Annotated in this window: 21 protein-coding genes and 1 tRNA gene; 9 read left to right on the top strand and 13 right to left on the bottom strand. The window is 67.5% G+C overall.

What is annotated here, in order from left to right; translation table 11 throughout:
* Positions 1-7 precede the first annotated feature (7 nt).
* Positions 8-1,513: a potassium/proton antiporter gene (locus tag AB0J76_RS43820; protein WP_352326219.1), complete on the top strand. Its 1,506-nt coding sequence runs from the start codon at positions 8-10 to the stop codon at positions 1,511-1,513.
* Positions 1,514-1,582: 69 nt separating this feature from the next.
* Positions 1,583-1,879: an FmdB family zinc ribbon protein gene (locus AB0J76_RS43815; RefSeq protein ID WP_352326220.1), complete on the top strand. Its 297-nt coding sequence runs from the start codon at positions 1,583-1,585 to the stop codon at positions 1,877-1,879.
* 31 nt (positions 1,880-1,910) lie between these two features.
* Here AB0J76_RS43815 and AB0J76_RS43810 read toward each other — a convergent pair whose 3' ends face one another.
* On the bottom strand, positions 1,911-3,878 hold the full coding sequence (locus AB0J76_RS43810; protein WP_352326221.1) for an MFS transporter: 1,968 nt from the start codon (positions 3,876-3,878) through the stop codon (positions 1,911-1,913).
* A gap of 133 nt (positions 3,879-4,011) precedes the next feature.
* On the opposite strand from AB0J76_RS43810, the gene AB0J76_RS43805 reads away from it, so the two are divergent.
* The 3 genes from AB0J76_RS43805 to mscL are packed head-to-tail and all read left to right on the top strand — an operon-like array spanning position 4,012 to position 5,831.
* A complete protein-coding gene (locus AB0J76_RS43805; RefSeq protein WP_352326222.1) occupies positions 4,012-4,821 on the top strand; it encodes an S-methyl-5'-thioadenosine phosphorylase in 810 nt (269 codons plus the stop codon).
* Complete coding sequence (locus AB0J76_RS43800) at positions 4,818-5,399, top strand: RcpC/CpaB family pilus assembly protein (protein ID WP_352326224.1); 582 nt, start codon at positions 4,818-4,820, stop codon at positions 5,397-5,399. Before AB0J76_RS43805 ends, AB0J76_RS43800 begins: the two co-directional genes overlap by 4 nt.
* 33 nt (positions 5,400-5,432) lie before the next feature.
* Positions 5,433-5,831 carry a large conductance mechanosensitive channel protein MscL gene (gene mscL, locus AB0J76_RS43795; RefSeq protein WP_352326225.1) on the top strand — a complete coding sequence of 133 codons (399 nt, stop codon included), beginning with the start codon at positions 5,433-5,435 and terminating at the stop codon, positions 5,829-5,831.
* Here the strand turns inward: mscL and AB0J76_RS43790 are convergent.
* The gene (locus tag AB0J76_RS43790; protein ID WP_352326226.1) at positions 5,828-6,856 is read right to left on the bottom strand and encodes a D-alanyl-D-alanine carboxypeptidase family protein; all 1,029 of its coding nucleotides are present in this window, start codon (positions 6,854-6,856) and stop codon (positions 5,828-5,830) included. The genes mscL and AB0J76_RS43790 overlap by 4 nt on opposite strands.
* A gap of 1,086 nt (positions 6,857-7,942) precedes the next feature.
* The gene (locus AB0J76_RS43785) at positions 7,943-8,368 is read right to left on the bottom strand and encodes a hypothetical protein (protein WP_352326228.1); all 426 of its coding nucleotides are present in this window, start codon (positions 8,366-8,368) and stop codon (positions 7,943-7,945) included.
* A 192-nt stretch (positions 8,369-8,560) separates the two neighbouring features.
* Here AB0J76_RS43785 and AB0J76_RS43780 point away from each other — a divergent pair.
* The 4 genes from AB0J76_RS43780 to AB0J76_RS43765 all read left to right on the top strand — a co-directional run bounded on the left by AB0J76_RS43780 (position 8,561) and on the right by AB0J76_RS43765 (position 10,804).
* Positions 8,561-8,633, top strand: a tRNA-Arg gene (locus AB0J76_RS43780).
* Between the two features lie 348 nt (positions 8,634-8,981).
* Positions 8,982-9,221 (top strand): hypothetical protein, encoded by a 240-nt coding sequence (locus AB0J76_RS43775; RefSeq protein WP_352326229.1) that lies wholly within the window; start codon positions 8,982-8,984, stop codon positions 9,219-9,221.
* Between the two features lie 3 nt (positions 9,222-9,224).
* Positions 9,225-10,370, top strand: a complete 1,146-nt coding sequence (locus AB0J76_RS43770) for a hypothetical protein (RefSeq protein WP_352326230.1) — start codon at positions 9,225-9,227, stop codon at positions 10,368-10,370.
* A 2-nt stretch (positions 10,371-10,372) separates the two neighbouring features.
* Positions 10,373-10,804, top strand: a complete 432-nt coding sequence (locus AB0J76_RS43765; protein ID WP_352326232.1) for a hypothetical protein — start codon at positions 10,373-10,375, stop codon at positions 10,802-10,804.
* A 335-nt stretch (positions 10,805-11,139) separates the two neighbouring features.
* Here AB0J76_RS43765 and AB0J76_RS43760 read toward each other — a convergent pair whose 3' ends face one another.
* From AB0J76_RS43760 to AB0J76_RS43715, 10 genes are all read right to left on the bottom strand, one after another.
* Positions 11,140-14,520, bottom strand: a complete 3,381-nt coding sequence (locus AB0J76_RS43760; RefSeq protein ID WP_352326233.1) for a hypothetical protein — start codon at positions 14,518-14,520, stop codon at positions 11,140-11,142.
* 844 nt (positions 14,521-15,364) lie between these two features.
* The gene (locus tag AB0J76_RS43755) at positions 15,365-16,729 is read right to left on the bottom strand and encodes a tyrosine-type recombinase/integrase (protein WP_364393314.1); all 1,365 of its coding nucleotides are present in this window, start codon (positions 16,727-16,729) and stop codon (positions 15,365-15,367) included.
* A complete protein-coding gene (locus AB0J76_RS43750; RefSeq protein ID WP_352330615.1) occupies positions 16,726-16,917 on the bottom strand; it encodes a helix-turn-helix domain-containing protein in 192 nt (63 codons plus the stop codon). Before AB0J76_RS43750 ends, AB0J76_RS43755 begins: the two co-directional genes overlap by 4 nt.
* Positions 16,914-18,272 (bottom strand): replication initiator, encoded by a 1,359-nt coding sequence (locus tag AB0J76_RS43745; protein ID WP_352330614.1) that lies wholly within the window; start codon positions 18,270-18,272, stop codon positions 16,914-16,916. Before AB0J76_RS43745 ends, AB0J76_RS43750 begins: the two co-directional genes overlap by 4 nt.
* Before the next feature lie 97 nt (positions 18,273-18,369).
* Entirely contained in the window at positions 18,370-18,495 is a 126-nt protein-coding gene (locus AB0J76_RS43740; RefSeq protein ID WP_344578959.1) for a hypothetical protein, read from the bottom strand.
* Entirely contained in the window at positions 18,492-18,653 is a 162-nt protein-coding gene (locus tag AB0J76_RS43735; RefSeq protein ID WP_344578961.1) for a hypothetical protein, read from the bottom strand. Before AB0J76_RS43735 ends, AB0J76_RS43740 begins: the two co-directional genes overlap by 4 nt.
* 11 nt (positions 18,654-18,664) lie before the next feature.
* On the bottom strand, positions 18,665-18,988 hold the full coding sequence (locus tag AB0J76_RS43730) for a hypothetical protein (RefSeq protein ID WP_352330613.1): 324 nt from the start codon (positions 18,986-18,988) through the stop codon (positions 18,665-18,667).
* Between the two features lie 10 nt (positions 18,989-18,998).
* Positions 18,999-19,649 (bottom strand): DUF2637 domain-containing protein, encoded by a 651-nt coding sequence (locus AB0J76_RS43725; protein WP_352330612.1) that lies wholly within the window; start codon positions 19,647-19,649, stop codon positions 18,999-19,001.
* Between the two features lie 6 nt (positions 19,650-19,655).
* On the bottom strand, positions 19,656-21,002 hold the full coding sequence (locus tag AB0J76_RS43720; RefSeq protein ID WP_364393307.1) for an FtsK/SpoIIIE domain-containing protein: 1,347 nt from the start codon (positions 21,000-21,002) through the stop codon (positions 19,656-19,658).
* A complete protein-coding gene (locus AB0J76_RS43715) occupies positions 20,995-21,327 on the bottom strand; it encodes a hypothetical protein (RefSeq protein WP_352320214.1) in 333 nt (110 codons plus the stop codon). The genes AB0J76_RS43720 and AB0J76_RS43715 overlap by 8 nt, the downstream gene beginning before the upstream one ends.
* Positions 21,328-21,391: the final 64 nt, after the last annotated feature.

Raw genomic sequence — 21,391 nt, 5'->3', positions numbered from 1 at the left:
GGGCTGGATGACGCTTGATGTCTGGCTCCTGATCGGCGCCGGAATTGTCATCGCGGCCATCGCGTCCGTACGCATCGCACATCGCAGCGGTCTGCCCAGTCTTCTCCTCTTCCTGGCCCTCGGCCTGGTTCTGGGGGCCTCGGGCTTCGGCGCCAAGCTGGAGAGCCCGCAGGCCGTCCAGCAGATCGGCCTGATCGCGCTGGCGGTGATCCTGGCCGAGGGCGGTCTGACCACGACCTGGTCGCACGTCCGCAAGTCGGTGCCCCTCGCCCTGATCCTGGCCACCGTCGGCGTGACGGTGAGCATCGTGGTCGTGGCGCTGGCCGTCCAGGGGCTGCTCGGCATGGATCCGACCGCGGCGCTGGCCCTCGGCGCCGTGCTGGCCTCCACGGACGCCGCCGCCGTCTTCTCGGTGCTGCGCAGACTGCCGCTCCCGACCCGGCTGGCGGGGGTCCTGGAGGCGGAGTCCGGATTCAACGACGCCCCCACGGTCATCGCCGTCGTACTGCTCAGCGGAGCCTCGCGGCGGCCGGCGTCCGTGGGAACGTTCCTGCTGGAGACGGCCATCGAGCTGGTCATCGGCGCGGCCGTGGGCCTCGCCGTCGGACCGGCGGGCGCGTACGCGCTGCGCCGCGTCGCCCTCCCCGCCTCCGGCCTCTACCCGATCGCCGTGCTCGCCCTCACCTTCGTCTCGTACGGCGGCGCGGTGCTGCTGCACGGCTCCGGCTTCCTGGCCGTCTACCTCACGGCCCTCATCCTGGGCGATTCACGCCTGCCGCACCGCGCCGCGACCAGAGGGTTCGCCGAGGGCGCGGCGTGGCTGGCGCAGATCGGGCTGTTCGTCATGCTCGGGCTGCTGGCCACCCCCAAGGAGCTGCCGTCGGCCATCGTGCCGGGCGTGATCGCCGGGTCCGTGCTGGTGATGGTGGCCCGTCCGCTGTCGGTGCTGGTCAGCTCGACCGTGGCCCGGGTGTTGCGGCTGGATCGGGTGAGCTGGCGCGACCAGGCGTTCCTGTCGTGGGCGGGGCTGCGCGGCGCGATCCCCATCGTGCTGGCGACCATCCCGTGGGCGTCCGGCGTGCAGGGCTCGAAGGAGATCTTCAACCAGGTCTTCGTGATCGTGATCGTGTTCACGCTGCTGCAGGGGCCCACTTTGCCGTACGCGGCCCGGCTGCTCGGGGTGAGCGCGCCGGGCGAGGCGCACGACCTGGAGGTGGAGTCCGCGCCGCTGGAGGAGCTCAAGGCGGACCTGCTGCAGGTCAAGGTGCCCGTCGGGTCGCGCCTGCACGGCGTGGAGGTCTTCGAGCTGCGCCTGCCCGCCGGAGCCGCCGTTACGCTCGTGGTCCGCGACGGCAAATCGTTCGTACCGGACAACAGCACCCGCGTCCGGGCCGACGACCAGCTCCTGGTGGTCACCACGGCCGCCTGCCGTGACCAGGTCGAACGCCGCCTGCGCGCGGTCAGCCGCAGCGGCAAGCTGGCCGGTTGGTACGGGGAGCGGGGGTTGGAATAGGTGTTTGGCCCAATCGGTTAGCATTAGCAGTCGCATCGCTCGAGTGCCAGAACGTATAAGGAGGAGCGCGTGCCGACCTACCAGTACGCCTGCAACGACTGCGGCGAGCAGCTCGAAGTCGTGCAGAAGTTCACCGACGATGCGCTGACGGTGTGCCCCAACTGTCAGGGCAACCTGCGGAAGGTGTTCTCCGCCGTCGGCATCGTGTTCAAGGGTTCGGGCTTCTACCGCACCGACAACCGCTCGTCCTCGACGTCCTCCACCGCCTCGACCACCCCGTCGAAGCCGGCCGAGAGCAAGTCGAGCGAGTCGTCGTCCTCGTCGTCGTCCACCCCGGCGCCGGCGTCCGCCGCGGCTTCCAGCTAGGCGCGTCACCCCGCCCGCACGGGCGGGGGCCTCATCGAGGCCGGTCGGCGTACGCGCCGAGCAGTTCGGGCGCGATGCGATCGACGAGCCGCGTCAGTTGTGGATCGGGCCCCCAGTCGGCCACGAGCCTGCTCAGCCCTTCGCGTGAGCAGCGCACGAGCCCCAGGGCCGCCCGGTCCCCCTCCGGCGTGAGCCGCAACCGCTCGCCGTCCGCCGAACGCTCCACCAGCCCCTCGTCCACCAGCCGGTCGACGTGGGGCCGTCCGCGTGCCCTGCTCACCTTGGCGCACTCGGCCAGCTCGCCCGCCCCGACCCAGCCCTTGCCGTTGAGCCTGGCGAGCACCCACACCCCTTGCGGCGCGAGCCCGCTCAGCCCCGCCAGCGCCCCGAGCCTTTCGTAGTACCCCCTGCGCAGGTCGGCGTCGGCGAGCCGCATGAGCCCCCGTTCGACCTCCTCCAGTGACGACCGCTCGGCCGACGTGGCGCCCAGCCCCTCGCCCAGGTCGGCCGCCTTGGTGGTCTCCCTGAGCCGCGTCTGCGGGATGAACCAGCTCAGCGCGAACGCGCCGAGCATCACCGGCGCGGCCACGCGGAAGACGGTGGCGATGGCGTCGGCGTACACATGGAGGAACTGACCGGCCAGCGCGGGAGGCAGCCGCTGGATGACGGTCGGGTCGCGCTGGATTCCGGACGGGTCGAACCCCGCCGGCAACCGGGCCCTGGCCAGCACCTCCCGCAGCTCGCCGTCGAGCGTGCCGGTGAAGACCGCCCCCAGCGTGGCGACCCCGAAGGACCCGCCGATCGACCGGAAGAACGTCGCCCCCGACGTGGCCACGCCGAGGTCCTTGAAGTCGACGGCGTTCTGGACGACGATCACCAGCACCTGCATGGTCATCCCGAGCCCGACGCCGAGCACCAGCAGGTAGCCGCCCATCGTCAGCAGGCTGCTGCGCTCGCTCAGCCCGGACAGCAGGAACAACCCCGCCGTCGCCACGGCCGTGCCCGCGATGGGCAGGAAGCGGTATCGGCCGGTCTTCGAGATCACCAGCCCGCTGACGATCGACATCGTGAGCATCCCGGCCATCATCGGCAGCAGGTACACCCCGGACAAGGTGGGACTCACCCCATGCACGACCTGCAGGAACAGCGGCAGGTACGTGAGCGCCCCGAACATCGCGAACCCCACCACGAACCCCACCGCGGACGACATCGCGAACGCCCGCACCCGGAACAGCCCCAGCGGCAGCACCGGCTCGGCGGCCCGTCGCTCGACCGCCACCCACGCCGCGACCAGCGCCGCCGCCCCCAGCGCCAGGCAGGCGATGACCGGGCTCGCCCAGGGATAGGTCGTGCCGCCCCAGGTCGTGATGAGCACCAGGCACGACGTCGCGCCGCCGAGCAGCACCACCCCGGCGTAGTCGATGCGATGGCTGGTGCGCGTGTCGTCGCCGGGCAGCGCCGCCGCGATCACGCCCAGGGCGATCGCGCCCAGGGGCAGGTTGACGTAGAACACCCAGTGCCAGGACAGATGGTCGACGAACAGCCCGCCGAGCAGCGGCCCCACGATGCTGCTGACGGCGAAGACGGCGCCGAAGAAGCCCTGGTAGCGCCCTCGTTCGCGGGCCGAGACCACGTCACCCACGATCGCCTGCGCGAGCACCATGAGCCCACCGCCGCCCAGCCCCTGGATCGACCGGAACCCGATCAGCTCCCCCATGTTCCGGCTCAGCCCGCACAGGGCCGATCCGAGGAGGAAGATGACGATCGCGGCGATGAAGAGCTTTTTGCGGCCGTACTGGTCGCCCAGTTTGCCCCACAACGGCGTGGAGACGGTCGAGGCGAGCATGTAGCCCGTCACCACCCAGGAGAGCTGCTCCAGCCCGCCCAGGTCGCTCACGATCGTCGGCAGGGCCGTGGAGACTATGGTCTGGTCGAGCGAGGCCAGCAGCATGCCGAGCATCAGCGCGAGGATGATGAGGCCCAGCCCTTTTTGCCGCATGCGGCGATCCTACTCTTCGTACTGGTGTGCGTACGCTCCGCGTTCGGGCGGGCGTGCGCACGCCGGCACGGTTATCCACAGAACGGCGTTCGGCGTTCTCGCGGCCCTCGGCCGTCCGGCTACTCTCGGCGCCATGGTCACTCGCGCAGACATCGGCGTCCTCGGCGGCTCGGGCTTCTACTCCCTCCTCGACGACGCGGAGGAGATCGAGCTCTCCACCCCCTACGGGCCGCCCAGCGACGTCGTCACCGTCGGCCGCATCGGCTCGCGTTCGGTCGCGTTCATCCCCCGGCACGGCCGGGATCACCGCTTCCCTCCCCACCGCATCCCCTACCGCGCCAATCTGTGGGCGCTGCGCTCGCTCGGCGTGACCCAGGTGCTCGCCCCCAGCGCCGTCGGTTCACTCAAGGCCGAGTACGGCCCCGGCGCCATCGTCGTGCCCGACCAGATCGTCGACCGCACCTCGGGCCGGCCGCAGACGTACTACGACGTCTCGGGGGCCGTCCACGTCTCCTTCGCCGACCCCTACTGCCCGTCCGGCAGGGCCGCGGCCGTGGCCACCGCCCGCTCCACCGGCTGGGGCGACGTCGTCGACGGCGGCACGCTGGTGGTCATCGAGGGCCCCCGCTTCTCCAGCCGGGCCGAGTCCCAGTGGTTCGCCGCCAACGGGTGGTCGATCGTGGGCATGACCGGCTACCCCGAGTCCGTGCTGGCCCGCGAGCTGGCCCTGTGTTACACCTCGCTCTCCCTGGTGACCGACCACGACGCCGGGGTCGAGGCCGGCCAGGGTGTGACCCACGACGAGGTGCTGGAGTTCTTCGCCCGCAACGTCACCCGCATGCGCACGCTGATCGCCGAGACCGTCCAGGCGCTGCCCACCGACCGCACGTGCTCCTGCGGCTCGGCCCTCGACGGCATCAAGCTGCCCTTCGAGCTGCCGTGAGCAGGCAGCCGGCCTGGCTGCGGCCGTGGGCCCGGCGGCGTCGTCCGATCGCGGCGGCGCTGGCCGCGGTGGGCGTCCTGGCGGCCTATGTCGCTCTCCGTCCCGCCGCGGGCCCCGAGGTCCTCGTCGCCGCCCGCGACCTCGCCCCCGGCCCGCTGCGTCCCGGTGACCTCCGTCCGGCGCCGCTCGCCCACCCGCCCGACGGGGCCGTCCGGTCGTACGCGGCGGGCCGCTACCTCGCCGGACCCATGCGCCGGGGCGAACCACTGACCGACGCCCGCCTGCTCCATCCGGTGCCGCTGCCGCCCGGCACGGTCGCCGCCCCCGTGCGCATCGCCGACCCCGACGCCGTCGCCCTCATCTCCCCCGGCTCGACCGTCGGCGTCCTGGCGGCCTGGGAGGGCGGCCAGCCGGCCCGGCTCATCGCCGACGACGTCCGCGTGATCACCATCCCGCGTCCGGCCGACGATTCGCGTACCGGCGGCGCGCTGGTGGTGCTGGCGGCCACCCCGTACCAGGCGGCCCAGCTGGCGGGCGCCCAGACATCGGGCCGCCTCTCCATCACCTTCAAGAGTTAACTGAAAGTAATTGCCCGACTACGATTCTGGCCCATGAACGGATTCAAGAAGTTCCTCATGCAGGGCAACGTCCTGGACCTGGCCGTCGCGGTGGTCATCGGGGCGGCCTTCAACTCGATCGTGCAGTCGTTCGTCGCCGACCTGCTGACCCCACTGATCTCGGCCTTCGGCGGCCTGCCCGACTTCTCCTCGCTGAAGGTCACCGTCGGCGCGTCCCACTTCATGTACGGCAAGTTCGTCAACGCGGTGATCTCGTTCCTGATGATCGCAGCGGTGATCTACTTCCTGGTCGTCAAGCCGTACACGCATTTCAAGGAGCGCGCGGCGGCCCAGGTGGAGGCCAAGACCCGCGACTGCCCCGAATGCCTGTCGGAGATCCCGAAGGCCGCCTCCCGCTGCGCCTTCTGCAGCGCCGAGGTCGTGCCCGCCTAGAGCTGCGAGTCGATCTTCGGGTCGTACTCCCAGTGCCACGGCTCGAACGGGCTGCTGTAGGCCCAGGCGGGATGGAACCACCCATACCTCTTGGAGTTCTTCTCCATCCACACGAACTCCGTGGACCGGAACCGCTCCACGCCGCCGCACAGGTCCACAGCCAGCCCGAGACCGTGGTTGCTCCGCCCCGGCACGGCCGCGAACCCCGGCCGCCGGTAGTAGACGGACTGCTGCTCGGCCAGGCTCCGGTAGGCGTCCGTCACGCAGATCGCCTTGCCGAACCGCCTCCGGTAGGCCTCGTTCAGGCTGACGAAGGCGATGGTGGCGTCCGCCCGCAGACTGAACCCCTTCTGCTGCAGCGGACAGAGCATGCTCTTCGGGATGAGGCCGTTGGGGTAGTTGTTGGCCGTGGCGGCCTGGAGGGGATTGCACCCCAGCGCCGCCCGCCCGACCTTGTCGATCTTGATGCCCAGCTTCACCAGCGCCGCGGTGAGCGACTTGACGATCTTGTCCGAACGCTGCCTGAGCGTGTCGATCTCGGCCGCCATCTGGGCCTCGGCCAGCAGGTTGCCCGCCCTCAGCTCCTGAGCCTCGGCGGCCAGCCGCTCGGCCTCCTTGTACAGGGTGCTGGTCTGCTCCACGGCCTGCTGCCGTACCCGGACCATCTCGGTCGAGTCCGAGAGCGCCCGCAGGGTGCCGACGCCGGCGTCCCCCGACAGGAACGGCACCACGCCGTCCGCCCCGACGGGCTGCTCGTAGAGCAGCTCCGCAAGCTGCGAGACCGGCTGCCGGATCACCGCGAGCCTGCGCTCCAAGTCCTGCAGCCCGTTCAGCTTGGTCTTGAGCTCCTTCTCGGACGCCGCGATCGTGGCACGCCGCTTCTCCAGCGCCTTGGTGGCGTCCTCAAGCTCCTTGGCCGACTTCTCGGCCTCCTTGCGCAGCTCCGCCAGATTGCTCGGATCCCGCCGCTCCACCTGGGTCCGCGCCTGCGCCTGAACCGCTGACGGCACGGAGAGAGAAGCCATCGCCATGACGACCGCGATCAGACCCGCTGATCGAGGGGATGGCACGTTCGACTCCTCCGTTTGCACACTCGTTACCCGGGTCAGGCACGCACGTTACTACAGCCCCCCGAGTGTCCGGACCGAACTCCGAAGAGCTGCTATGAGACAAAAAGCGCGCTATGTATGGCTCCCCCTCCCCACCAGCGGCATCGCAGCCCTATGTCCCTCTCGCCCGCGAACGTGCGCCTTCGTGGACCTCTGTGTCGGGGTTCTGGCGGCCCGCGAGGCACTGTCGCTGCACAGCCGGGAGACGGCCGCGAGAGTGCGCACACTGGCCATACGGGTCAACGTCCCCTGCCCGTCATGCACCCTGCACCCCCATGCACCCGTCGCCCTGCATGCCCCCAGGCGTGCAACCGCCCTGGCCTTGCATGGCCCCATGCACGACTCCGCCCTGAGCTTCCTTGCGGCGGCTCTCCTCCGATGCCCCGTCCGCTACAGCACCCCTTCTCACCTCTCCGAGGCCTTCGGCGTCTTCTTGTCACGAGGCCCCGCGGCCGCTTACGAGGACCCGCGACGCCCCCTTTGCGGAACCCTCTTCGTCCGGGCTTCGGCGACTCGGCCTCCCTCAGGAACAGGGTTCACCGCTCCCTCGGGGCAAGGCCCTCCCGAGATCAACGCCGACAGCGTCCTCAGACCTCCGAGTCTGTCGCGGCCTGGCGGGCACGACGGGAGGTCATCCATCTGGCTGCGCCACCCGACTTGCAGTCTCTACATGATGCGCAACGTCGCCGGGCCCCTCATGACCTCCTCCCAGCCCTTCGCTCCAGAGCCTTCACCCCAGCCACGCAGTCACATGCAGGTCCGCCATCAAGAGCCACCGGAGTTGGCGCCCCTGCCTCAGCAGCGCAGTGCCCCCTGACCTCTGACCTCTGACCTCTGACCGGGAAATCTCGGCCGCAACCAACACCCGAGCCACTCCACCGCCTGAGTGCCCCGAGACAACCCCATCACAGGGAGAAGAGACACTGGTCTATCCCGCCAGCGGTCTGGGCGCCGCCACACCCCATGACCACACCCTCCGCAGCCAACGCCCCCTCGTCCACTTCACAAGCCCGACAACCAGCCATAGCGTGCATTCTGTGCCACCTCCTGCTCCCGCTCCCGGCACATGTCCCACAGCCAGGTGTCCTCCCACTCCCCCGCACACCCGGGCGAGGACCGCGAAGCCTCAGGCGCGTACGGCTCCTCCTCAACCACAGGATCCGGCTCCGGCGCGAGCGTGGGCACCGAAGAGCGCACCTCCACCGCCTCGGACACCTCGGAGACCTTCCGCACAGGCGCCGGAATCACCCCCTCGTACCGCCGATCAGGATGCGCAGGCGCGGGCACCCACACGGGCTCGAACGCCAACCGCACCGCCCTCCGCTCCTCCATCCCCACCGGCGCACCAACTCCCTCGAACCCACGCATCTCCCCCGCCAACAGCCCGCCGGCAAGAATCGCCGGCGCCAGCAACGCCCCGAACAACACAACGGGCCGCCTACGAGCTTGCGTGGATCGCCTCCTGGTCACAGGCAGAAGCTAGCCACGCACGAAGCGCAGGAATCCGACCGCTTGCCATGCCTTTACCGCAGCTCAGAGCACCCATAACCAACCTCACCAAACTGACCCCTGCCCGGCGGCCCACGCACTGCCCAACTTTCGCTAGGCTTACGAGAGTCCGCCTCCGTAGCTCAGGGGATAGAGCACCGCTCTCCTAAAGCGGGTGCCGCAGGTTCGAATCCTGCCGGGGGCACTCTTCTCCACCAGGCATTTCGCCTTCTGACCTGCGGTTTTTCGACCGCAGGTCTTCTGCTTTTCAGGTCCCGGATAGGTCACTGCAGGCACTCGTATGCAGCCGTAGGACCTTGATCAGGGGACATGCAGGGGATGATCTTGGGGGCATCTCGACCCTCTCCACCTGCGGAAACGTGGGCGCATCCACCAGTTGCGAGCGCCAGAAGAGGCCGCCCGCAGTCAGCGGCGCTCTCATGTGAGATATCAGACCAATCCCGACGATTCGGGTTGCCGCGACCCGTGCACCACAGTTCAATGACTACACATTTGATCTCGTGCTGGATCACCGCGCCTGAGGGAGTCGCGTATGACCCGGGAGCAAGTGGAACAGGCGTTACGGCGAGCAGAGCAACTGACCGACGAGGCGAAGACGAGTCTCGATCGGGCGACGACGCTGATGGCACAGAACGTTTGGACGGGGCCGGCCGCGCAGCGCTTTGGCCAGGAGCTGACCGGTCAGCGTCAGCTCCTCCTCAGAGCATGCGCCGAGGCGGTGGACGAATTCCGAGCGCTGCTCGCCCGTACGCCCGCGGACAGTCCCGGCTGAGCCATGGGCGAACTGGAGGGCATGGTCCCTGAGGGGGTCCGGGCGCTGAAGGCAGCACTGCACGCAGCTGAATCGTCTCTGGGCTCTATCGGGGATGAGCTGTGGGAGCTGCTACGTGGGGCCTGGCTGTCTCCGGTCTCGGCCAACAAGATCCGCCAGGTAGGCGGATGGGCGGGGCAGCAAGGCCCGGAGATCAACCGGCGATTATTGCTCTTGGAACGGATGGAACTCGACAAGCCGGAGCTGTTCGGCGGCGGCAAGCCGATCGTGGTCAACGAGTCGTTGTTCGCTCCAGGTGCGGCACTTCCTCTGACTGGGGACTTCTGGGACCGCATAGGGCAGCAGCTCCAAGCCACCTTCGACTCCAACCTGAACTCCGGTGACCCGACGACCGAACTCATCAAGGGTGCCGTCGAGGGCGTAGCCGGCACGGGCGAGACAGTGCTCAAGTTCACCCCCAACCGTGTGCTCTTCGACCACATGGGGTGGGAACGGGATATCAACGACCTTGCCCAGGCAGTGGTTGCAGGGACTCAGGATCCGGTCGGGTTCGCCAAGTCGGCGGTGGACTGGGACACCTGGGCATCTAATCCTGAGCGGGCGTTCGGCCGTCTCATCCCGGACATCGTTGCGGCCCTCACGTCAGGCGGGGCCAGCAGCGCAGTCTCCGGCGGCAAGCGAGTGACAGGGGCCCTGGCCAAAGCCGCGAAGAGCACAAAGGCTCACCCCTTAGCGAAGTCATCACCACTCGACAAAGGGGCCCTTGGACGCGTAGAGGGTGACGTACCCCCGCTCTTCCGGGGCGATGGACGGAGAACGGAGAAGATATTCGAGAACGGCATGACCGCCCGCAACCCCGAGATGAGCCTCGACGAACACCTTGCCGGCGGAAACGGCTGGATCGCGGCTTCGAAGAGCAAGAGCGTAGCGCGCGGCTTCGCGGTCAAGCACAAGGGTTTCATCTACGAGATAGATGATTGGGGCAACGGCACCCCTGTGAAGTACAGCCCTCGCTTCAGGCATCTGAAACCTGAACGCGAGATCCTGTTCACCAGAATCGAGCCTTCGCAGATCAGAGGCGCTTGGAGACTGGGCAAGTTTGACGAGCCCGACACTTGGATTCCTAATCCGAACTATGTACCGAGGTGAGCATGTATCGACTCGAAGCGGTCAACCTCGCAGACGAGTCACGCCTGCCATGCGTGGTGACCTTGCGAGACATCGAGGATGACGACATATGCGAGCTCCGCTTCGACCGAGAGAACGTTCCGCCCCTGGTGTTCCGATCGTCGGTGGACTTCGAAGAAACACTGATGGAGCTGAGACGGGAGCTAGAGCGACAAGGTCTGCTCCTGCTGTGCAACAGATTCCGCCGGAACGCTTTCGTTTCCTCGATGCTGCGCCAGATGAGCACCGGACTGTCGTGCTATCTGGTCAGTCCCGGCAAGCCGGTTGACCCCGACAACGTGTTTGATTCCCTCGATCCTGCCCCGCGGGAGACCGTGGTCCTCGCCGAGGAAGGAGCAAAGTACATCGACGAATGGATCGCAGGCTTCGGCGAAGACGAAGATGATGACGACTAGCTACCCAAGACATCGGGCCATGGAGGGGACAACGACCGCCGGCACCGTCCAAGGCGATGGCGGCCTACATCCAGGCCTGCAGTGCCTCGCTGACGGTGTTTCACTGTCCGCCTACCCCCGGAACTCAACCGGGTGGAGCAGATCTGGTCAGTGCTCAAACGCAGCCTGGCCAACCTGGCCCCCCACAACATCAACCAACTCGCCGTGGTGACCAAGACCAAAGCTGAAGCGGATGCAATGCCAACAGGGCCGGTTGGACGGCTTGACCGCCGCCACCGCTTACTCGCGATCCTCCGTGACTCCTGCCTTCAACCTCGACAGCTCGAGCACAGCAGCTAGGTGATGCCTGCTATCGCCGAGGGGTCTATCTTGGCGATGACCTCCAAGAGCGCGTCGGATCTCACACAAGTCAACGCCCACACTGTCAGGCTATGCGCCCTCTGGGCGTCCGCATGGACTATGACCGTGCTGATGGCATCGGCTCGTAGTTGAGGGTCGACGAGGTCTCGAGCCAAGGACTCGGCGCGGTCAAGTTGCCCGGCCCTGGCAAGCGGGTCGACCAAGAAGCTCAGCGCCATGTCACGGAGGTACATGTCGGTGAATGATGTGGCGATCGCTTCGGCTTGGTGAATTGTCGCAGCAGAGAGATCAAGCAGCCCCAGGTCGGCCGACTCACAGGCCAAATCAGTCAGCGCCCTCAGGCGAACATCCAGCTCAGCGAGGGTACTAGCCAAAGACTCGGCTCGGTTCGGATATCCCAACCGCACCAGCGGCCGCACCAGGTTGACCAGCGTCACGTCCCGTGTGTCCGAGTCAGCAATCTCACGGGCGGCCGACTCGGCTTGCTGGATGGCGCGTGCAGCGAGGTCAAATTGCCCAATGTCGGCCAGGACCCCTGCCAAGGCACTCAGGTCTACAGTTCGAGGATCTGGCTCTGCAATATCGCAGGCGGTCGTCTCGGCTCGGTGAGCGAGTGCGATGGCCTGGGCCGGGTCTCCCACTGACCAATGGACGTGAATCAGATTCCGGAGCACCTGACCACGAATGCTCAGGTCAGAGGTTTTACAGGCGGCCGTTTCGGCCTCTTGTGCGATGCGTCGAGCATGATCACGCTGACCGGCGTCAGCCAGGATGCTAGCCAATTGGCCCAATGCCCTAGCTCGCATATCGGGTTCTTCAATGAGCAGAAGCAGGCCCTCGGCGCGCGCAAGCTGCCCGGCGCGGGCCAGCAGCCCGAGCAACCTGATCAGCATCCAGGTTCGAGAGGCGGGTTCGGCGATGTCGCGAACGGCCGTTTCTGCCTGCTCCACAATTCGAAGAGCGCGATCGAGTTGCGCGGCGTCGACTAGTGCGCTTCCCAGTACGCTCAGCGCCTCGGCCTGGCTATAGGGGTCAACGATGTCTCGGGCAGTGGTCTCAGCCTGGTGAGCCAAGTCTAGGGCGTGCTCCAGATGTCCGGCGTGGGCGTGGGCGCCGGCCAGGCTGCTCAGGGCATCGGCCCGGGAACCCGCGTCGGAGATAGCGCGAGCGAGCACTTCGGCATGCTCCAGCCGCCCTGCCTGGATCGAGACAACGACCAGGTCGTTCAGTGCCGAAGCCAGGTACGGGTCAGCGACGGCGTGCATGGCCGTCTCTGCTTCGATGGCAAGCAACAGCGCGTATTCGAACCGGCTTGCTCTGGCATGAGCGTAGGCTAGGCGGCTCAGAGCCTCGACGAGGAAGCGGGGCTCCGTGATGGTGCGGGCCAGCGCCTCGGCGCGTTCGAACTGCCCTGCCTGGGCAAGAGCGCCCACCAGCGTACTCAGCGCGGCACCTTCAGGTTGCGGGTCGCCGATCTGGCGAGCGTTCGTCTCTGCCTGGTGAGCGATGCGCAGCGCCTGATCAAGCTGTACGGCCTGAGCGAAGACGCCCGCGAGACCGCTTAAAGCGGCGGCTCTGGGATCTGGATGGTCGATGGCAGCGGCGGACGCGCCAGCCAGACTAGCCACCTTCAGGGCGTAGTCTCGCTGGTCGATCTCAATGAGAGCCTCGGCCAAGCTGGTCAGTGCGACACTGCGGTAATACGGCATGGTGATGTCGTCGGCCGTCGCCTCGCCCTCGTACGCGGCGTGCAGGGCTTGGTCAACCTGTCCGGTTTGGGCGAAGGCCTGCACCACGGTGCTCAACGCCTTGACACGGTAATCCGGGTCGTCGATGGTGGCGGCGTATATATGGGCTTGGCTGGCTACTTCGGCGGCCTTGTCGGATAAGCCAGCCCTAACCAGGGCGTCGACCAGTTCGCACAGCGCCAAAGCGCGCCGATAGGGGTCCGTGATCGAGTGTGCGAGCGCTTCAGCGCGGGTGTGATTGCCGAGCGCGCTCCAGACCGCCGGCAGGCCGGTCGGGATATGAGCATTGCGATCGGCCAGAAACTCGCGTGTCCTGGCGAGGACCAGCATCGTCCGTAGGTCAGCGTTCTCCTGCGAGCAGACAACGTCCTGGCAGTTGACGATCTCCGCCAACGCTGCCGCGTCCCCTCCGCTCATGTCGAGCATGCGGTCCAGCCGGTCGCGGTCGGTGGCGCAGGCGACGAGGCGTGGCAGATCGCCGGTCGCGAGCAGCATTCGGTGGTAGCCGCGCAGCAGGTATTCCGGCGTCCCGGCTGACCAACCCCGGGCACGGTAACCGTCAGCCCAGGCGTGGATGAGCTCGCGGTAGCCGCCGAGAGCTACCTCGCCCAGCGCGTCGATCGCGGTGGAATGGAGTTCCTCGTGCGCCAGCATGAGAACCTTGCCGCTCCCTTGGGACCGCCAGGTGCTGTCCCGGCTGGTGAACGTCCGGCCGGAGACTGCCCTGAGTTGCCGGTCTACCACGAAGGGAGCCAATCCCGCGATTTCGGCCAGGTCATTGACGCTAAGGCCGCCACCGGCGGCAACCACCAATCCGAGCAGGTCGCGTGCACTGTCCGTGCCGAACAGCAAGCGATCGAGTTCGCGTTCGGCGACCTCCCTGATCCCCTCAGCCTCGGGCGACGGCTTCAGCATCCGAACGATGGACGGATCGCGTAGCGGATGCCGCGCAGGGACATCGGACGGCACTGGCGGATAGGGGCGACCGGTCACCACCACCCGCAGGCCGTCCGCGGGCATGGCGGGTAGGAGCGCCGCGATGCTCTGCACGTCCGGTCCGACCATCACGCCGCGATCCTCGTCCAGTCCGTCCACCACAAGCACCAACCGCTCACCACGGTGCAGGCAGGCTGCGGCTGCCTCTTTCAGCAGCCGGGCGAACCAGCCCTGTCGCGTAGCCTCGTTGAGCGGCGCCGGCATCGGCTGTCCCAGCAGTTCGGCCAACTGCTCGATCACCAGATCAAGGAACACCCGACAGCCGCTGTGTGCGATGTAGCGTCCGGTGATGAAGAATGACACCACCCTGACATTGGGTGGCGGATGGAGCACGAACGTGGCCATTAGAGCGGTCTTACCGGCCCACGCTTCCCCCTGCCACCACATGTAACCGCCGTCGTGGTGGTCACCGGTGCAGAACGCCGCGAGTTCCGCCAGTTCAGCCTCACGTCCTACCAGCGGCCAGGGGAAGATCTGCTCGACCTGTTCGCGGTACGCCGAGCGCGCAATCGGCGCGCCCGACAAGTACACGTCCCCGTGGTGGACGCCGGTATTGACGTAGCTGCCGGGGCCGCCGGACGCGTCACCGCTGTTTCGTACGGTGGCTTTCACTCAAGAGTCTCCTGCGGCTCAGGTGAGTTCGACACCTGTGTTGGCGTCCCCGCCGTCCGCATTCGCCTCTCCTGTTCGCTGCACTCGCACGCTGCCCGGTATCGCATCTGCCCGGCCCGACAGACCGGTGTTGGCCCTGCCGCCACCGCCAGCCGTGGCTCGACCGGTGTGCGAAACGTGAACACTCCCCCCCGAGATCGCAGGCCAGGTCGTCCACACGGCGAACCCTAGGGCAGCCACTCCAACTAAGGCCGAGACCACTGAGGCGATCTTATCGGCTTGGTCCCATCCCGAGATTGCGAACACCACAGACAAAATCGCGACCAGCGCAGCCGTTCCCGCCACCATCCACCGTTGTGCAGTCATACCGAGCATTATCGCGCTTAGGCAGGATCTTCGAAATGGGCCTAGTCATGGCACGATAGGTTCCGTTCGTTAATGCCACAGGTAACGTCGGTGACGATCCCCCGGTGACAGCCAGCGGACCGGCGTAGTTGATCATCCGCAGAAGATTTGGATGCCGCCGCAGCCGCACTGAATATCTATCGCTGGCTCAATGGACTCGGCCTTTGCGTTACGACAAGTGCCGGGTGGATGGGCGGGAACGCATCAACCAGCTCGGACTGCGGCACCGAGGCACAAGTGACCTTTGTGGAGGATCCAGGGGCCCCCGGCACCGGAAGGAGTCACTTCACCGAGGCCCTCGGCCAAGCCGCAGTCGACGCGGGCAAGACCGTTACCTCGTTCGCCATCGACGACCTCGGCGGCCTCCCGCCTTTCAATCTCGGCTGCAAAGGTGCGGAACTGTGGGCCCCGGCCACAGCCAGGGCCCAGAGCAGCGTATCTACACGTCGAGAGCGATGTTGATCTTTCCGTTGATCTGTTCTTGCTGGCCGTCCATGCACTTGGCGTAGACCCGAAGCAGGACGTCAACGCCGTGCCCAGCGCGCTTGGCAACCTCGGGGGCTGACACACCAGCATTAAGCCAGAGCGACACCGCCGCATGGCGGAGGTCGTACGGCCGAGCAGCGAGCGATGTCGCCACCTGCGTAGGGGTCAAAGCGAGCTTTCGGGCTTCTTGCCAGACGTAGGAGTACGCCGAACTGGAGTAGGCACCGCCCGTACCCGTGCAGAAGATCCTGCCGTCTTTGGCCGTGCCGTACTCGGCGATGTGCTCGCGAAGCATCGCGACAAGCACCGGCGGGATCGGGATCTCTCGCGTTTCCTTGTCCGCCCGGTGCTTCAGGTTCCGGGACTCGTGGGTCTCGCCTGAGTCCGTCCATCGCTTGGTGCCCTGGGGCCTCGCTCGCTCCAGAACGATCAGGCCCCATCCCGACTCGGGCAGGGTGCAGTTGTTCGCTCGGAGATCCGCCGCCTCCTCCGGCCGAAGCGCGGCGTAGTAGATGCAGCCGAACAGCGCCTTGAGTCGGGGCCCTCGCTTGCGACCCACCATCGACACGGCGTCGAGGAGTTGCCTCGCCTGCGTCGGGTTGACCACGGTACGGGGATCCACGACCGTGACGGCCTTAGGCGCAGTCCATTTGATCTCGTTGAGCGGGTTGGTGCCGAACACTTTCTGCTCTACCGCGTGCTCCAGCAGGTGATGGAGGATGGCCCGCTTACGCCGTACCGTGTTCGCTCCCGCCGGCCCGCCGGCGAAGGTAACCGAGATCGCATCGAGCGCCACGCGGAGAACCGCCGCATCGCCCAATGCCGTCAACGGAAGCGAAGCCTTCTCCAACCACCTCAAGGCCACGGCTTGAGCCGCGGTCAGGTTAGCCCGTCGCTCATCTGGAAGGAGCACATGAACCTTGAGGACTTCCCGCAGTTCCTCGGGCTTGGGACGGCCCGGCACCTCAGCCGTCAGAGCGGGAACCAGCGACAGGAGCGCGTACGCGTCCGTCTCACGGGTTCGGGCCGCCCTGGTGCGCCAGCGGCGAAGGACGTAGGACTGAGCGAACTCCAGGAACGACGGCCCAGAGGAGCCGTCGGCGAGCATCGACACCGGCAGGCCGGTGGCGACATCGAACTCCTCCCCTGCCTTGGCGGCCTGACGTAGATCGGATAGGAAGGCGTTGGCCAGGCCCTTGGTCCGGAAGCTCTTGGACTTCGCCTTGCCCGCCACCTTCCAGCGGGCGATGTAGGCCGGTGTCGCACGGTCCGCGCGATGCTGGACCCCGCCGAGCTTTACGTCGTATGTGGTCTTCACGCTGCCTCCCGTCGCGAGTCGAGCCAGGCCATCAGGTCGCTCCGCCAGACGCGGAGTTCGAGGTTGGGGAGTTGGATACAGACCGGCGCGCGGCCGAGTTCGCGCCAGCGGTAGAAGGTTCGACGGGAGACACCGCCCAGTTCCTCAAGGACCTCGGGAATGGTCAGCAGTTTGTCCTGCCGGCTCATCGAGGATCACCTCCCGCGTACGAGAGGGGCGTGCCGGTGAGAGCCGCGGCGATGATCTGATCTCCAGCGGACAGGCCCTTGCCGGCGTATTGCCAGTGGGCGATGACGAGGACGGTGTCCTCCTCGAAGAGCGGCAGGCGCCCGGTGGTGATGTCCTCTGCGCGCATGTGTTCCTCGCGGGCGGCACGGAGGGCGCCCAGGGTGGTGGAGTAGCGGCGACTCTTGGTGGAGAAGTGGCCGCGGAAGCCGAGCATGTGGGCCCACTGGGTGAGCCGTAGGTCGGCCAGGTCGTCGCGGGCGCCCAAGGTCAGGCACTCGGCGATAAGGCGGCGGGCGTGCTCACGCAGCGGGAACAGGGCCAGTTCGTCGAGAGTGTGGACACGCCGGTCGAGGGTGCCCACGCACTCCGCGGCCTTGGTGGCGTACTTGGCGATATAGGCGGCGACAGCCTGCTCGGTGAGATCGCCGTTCATGGTGATGTGGCGGATGTCGAGCTGGGTGCCCCAGCGGAAGACGCGGGTCAGCGGCTCGACCTCGACCGTTACCGCGCCGGCCGCGTGATGGACGGCCTGTTCCAGGACGTCAGCAGTGGCCCACGCTGGCGGCGGTGAGGCCGGACCGGTGGGACCGTCGAGGCGGATCACGGCGTGGAAGTGGACGACGCCGCGGCGCTGGTATTCGGCGACCTTGGCGAAAGAGACGGTGAGCTGTTCACGCAGTTCCTGCATCGTGAGCCCGCAGATCCTCGCGAAGCGTCGGCGGAGGGCTTCGGTGAAGCGGCGCCACAGTTCCGGTGACACGGCGTTGAAGAGCACCGAGCTCTCGTAGTCGTAGCACTCAGGGCAGAGCGGTTCGCCGAGGCGCTGATCATCGGATGCGTGACGGGCTGTGCAGGACATGACCTGTCCGTGTGGGCAGGTCTCGGCGTCCCGGCGGGCGTGGCAGGGCAGGACCTTGCCGTTCTTCTCCCGGCGGACGTGCACAGCTCCGAAGGAGGGAGCGGTGAGCGTGACGAAGAGTGCCGGGTGTGCGGCGACCGTTTCTGGGACGCCCTTACCGCCGACGAGGCCGGCCCGGACGAGCTGGTAGGTGTCGGCACGGTACGTCTCAGCGCAAGCCGGGCAGCGGGAGGCCCGGCGGGTCTTGCACGAAACCCGCAGAACGCCGTCAGGCTCGCGGCAGGTGCTGTAGCGGTGTAGGAGTTGGCCGGTAGCGCGGTCATAGTGTTCGACCTTGCCGCGCAGGTGGATGGGCTGGCGGCAGCCGCCGGTGCGCTTGATCTGGTGGGCCCAGCGGTCGTAGTTCGGATCGTGTAGCCGGGTGATGATCCCGGCTATGGCATGTGGGTGGGGCAAGATGGGTTCCGTCCTATCCGGATGTGGTCTGGCTGGGATGGCCCCTCACCTGGCGCGGAACTTGGCGGTTGTGTGGCCAGGTGAGGGGGTCCGGCGGTTATGCGCCGTGGTTGTCGATTCCGGTGCCGTGGCAGTCGCGGCAGGTGTCACGGTCACCGTCGAGGCCGGTGCCGTTGCAGGTGCAGCACTGGTAGTGGATGGCCAGCTCGTTCACGGTGGTCATCGGATCTTGCGCGGGATGATCGTGACGTAGACGCGGTAGTTGCGCGGCCGGGCGCGGTCGGGGTAAGCGCGCGACATCGCGGTGACGGTGAAGGTCTCGCGGAGGTGGATCATGCCGAGGGCGATCTCGGCGCGGTTGCCTTCGAGTCGGATGCGCATGGTGGTTCCTCCTAGGCGGGGTCGATGCAGCCGCGGTAGCTGTCGTCGGCGTCGTGGCGGGCGCGGGCGGTGGCCAGGATGGCGGTGTACTCGTAGCGGACGGGGCCGAAGTCCAGGCCGGTCGAGTAGTGGCCATACGGCCTGTGGTGGGGGTCGATCTTCGTGCCGAGCAGCGCGGCGACCTTGTCGACGTCGGCACACATCGCGGTGTCGGGGCCGTGCTTGGGGAACTCGTGTAGGACCATCCGCGGATGGGTCACGGGAATCTCGAGGTTGCTCTCCAGGAAGGCGGCCAGGGCGCGGAGTCCGGTGATGAGGCTGATGCGGTCGTGCATGGTGATCCCTTCAGGCGGTCTGCAGGATGCGGAGCAGGTCGGAGGCGAGTTGGTTGGACACGCCCAGGCGGGCGCGTAGGGCGTCGAGGGTGATGGGCTTGCCGTGCTTGGTCTGGTGTTCGTCGGCCACGCGCCGGGCGTAGTCGAGGAGGGCAGGCGCAGGCGCAGGCGCGTCCTCGCTACTGCTCTCGTCGGCGGGGACGAGTTCGGGACGGCCAGGGACGGGAACGGACGCCGACACCGTGACCTGGGACGTCTGCGGGACGTCCTGCGGAGAGGCTTCCGAGGCCCGCCGCTCCAGCATCGAGACGGCCATCAGGAAGGCAGCCGCGGGAGTCGCGGCGGTGATCCGGCCCCACAGGGACGGTTCGGCTTGGGCCAGGTTGGCGGCCAGCGACAGGACGATCCCGCCGGCCAGGACGAGGACGGGCCAAGACACCAGACCGCGCCGCCGGCGTCCGGTCTTCTTGTCGCGCTGGCGTTCGCGGGCGGCCATGACGCAGGTCAGGTCGATGCAGACGGCGACTGCCCAGGACATCCAGCCGGTCTGGCCGTGCTGGGCGGCGGTGTCGCGAATGTGGGTGAACGAACCCGCGCCCGCGATGAGTGCCAGGACGAGGACAGGGCCGGTGTCGAGGAGCCAGGCGGCGAGGTGTCGCATCGCGGTTCAGCCCTTTCGGGGCTCAGGGATGGTGCCGAGCAGTTCGGAGTAGTCCGCGCCGGTGAGCTCCGCCCATGACGGGGTGCGGTCTGCGTAGGTGTGGGCGGCGTGTTCGGCGGCTTGCTCGCTGACGTAAAAGGAGCGAGCGCGGTACCACTGGCCGTCCTGGGAGGCGACGATCGCGACACCAGGAGTCTCGGCTGGGATGGCGCGGGCGGAGTCCAGCGCCGCTGGGTCGAGGTCGCCGAGGGTCATGGTCGCGGTCTCCGGGTCGTTGACCCGGTGGCAGATGCGCCCGGAGCACTGGGCACGGAGCGCGGTAACGCCGGGGCCGAGGTCGGAGCCGATGCGCTGGCCGCAGCAGAAGAGGTAGATGCCGAAGGCCCGCCCGAGCTGGGCGACCCGCAGGAGCGCGGTGGAGGTCTTGGCGACTTCGTCCTTCTCGGACTTGTCGGCCATCAGGTACAGCTCGGCCAGCTCGTCGACCAAGACCACGATGGGCACGGGCCGCAGGTCGTCCGGTAGCTGCCAGATGTTGCGGGCGCCGGTCGTACGGCAGAGCGTCATCCGGTCGGCCATCAGCTCTTCCAGGTCTTCCAGCAGGACGACGCACTCCCTGCGGGTGGTGGCGAGCGCGGAGAGCCGCGGCGAGTAGGGCGTGAACTCGACTCCCCCTTTGAGGTCGAACCCGACGAGTGCGACCGGCTGTGGGGCGAGGCCCTGCACCAGAGCGTTGGCGAGGTTGGACTTACCGGACTGGGTGGCTCCGGCGTTCATCCAGTGCGGGACGGTGCGAAAGTCGATGACCCACGGGCCGCCGGTCTCCAGCCGGCCGACGGTCACCTTGAGCAGTTCGGTCGAGGCCGGGAAGGGATCGACCTTGACCAGTGGGTCACGCATCGTTGCCGCCAGCACCACACGGCCCGGACGTGGCGAGGAGACCCTGACCGCGTGGACGCCCCAGGAGTGGGCGAGCCGTTCGGCGGCGTCGGCGTAGTCCCCCGGGATCTGCCCTTCAAGGGTGTGGATGGTGACGCACCAGCCGTAGCGGGTGGGCTTGGGCAGCCACATGAACGGCTTGGTGTCGACGGCGACGCGCTGGAAGCGGCGCTTGACGCGGACGATGCCGGTCGAGGAGATGAGGCCGGGGACGGTGGTGAACCACCAGCGCTGCCGCTTCTTGGTCAGCCCGCAGCCGAGGGCGACCTTACGCCAGGAGGCACGGACGCTCAGTGCCATCAGCGGATAGCCGAGCACCAGCCAGAACGACGGGTAGTGCCAGCGGCGCCAGGCCCAGAGCCCGGCCGCCGCAGCGGCCAGGACTCCGAGCACCAGGCGAAGCGAGTCAGACACGAAGGTCCTCCCCGGCAGCGGGCAGGAGTGCCGAGGCGCGGTAGGCGATGCCCCACCGGCCTGCGATCTCCCAGACGTAGCCGAGAAGGCCGACCGGGTTGAGCTGCTGCCCGGCGGTGATGGGCGGCTCCCCCGAGGTGCCGATCTTGACGAGTTCGATCCGGCCGAACTCGTCCTCGACCGAGACGGTGACCTCGAAGACGGTGTTGCCGTGCTTGTCGGTCTTGATCTCGCCGGTGTCCTTGTTCAGCACCCGCGGACGCGGGGCCTTCACGCAGGTGATGGTGAGCTTGCTGGTGTCCACAGGGATGGGGACGGTGCGCATGGAGTGATCTCCTTGAGTAGTGACTGTGCTACCTACAAAGATACCTAGGTATCTAGCTCTGTAA

Origin of the sequence: Nonomuraea sp. NPDC049624 (genome assembly GCF_040675255.1) — a bacterium.
Lineage (GTDB): Bacteria > Actinomycetota > Actinomycetes > Streptosporangiales > Streptosporangiaceae > Nonomuraea.
This window is presented reverse-complemented; position numbering and strand designations above follow the sequence as displayed.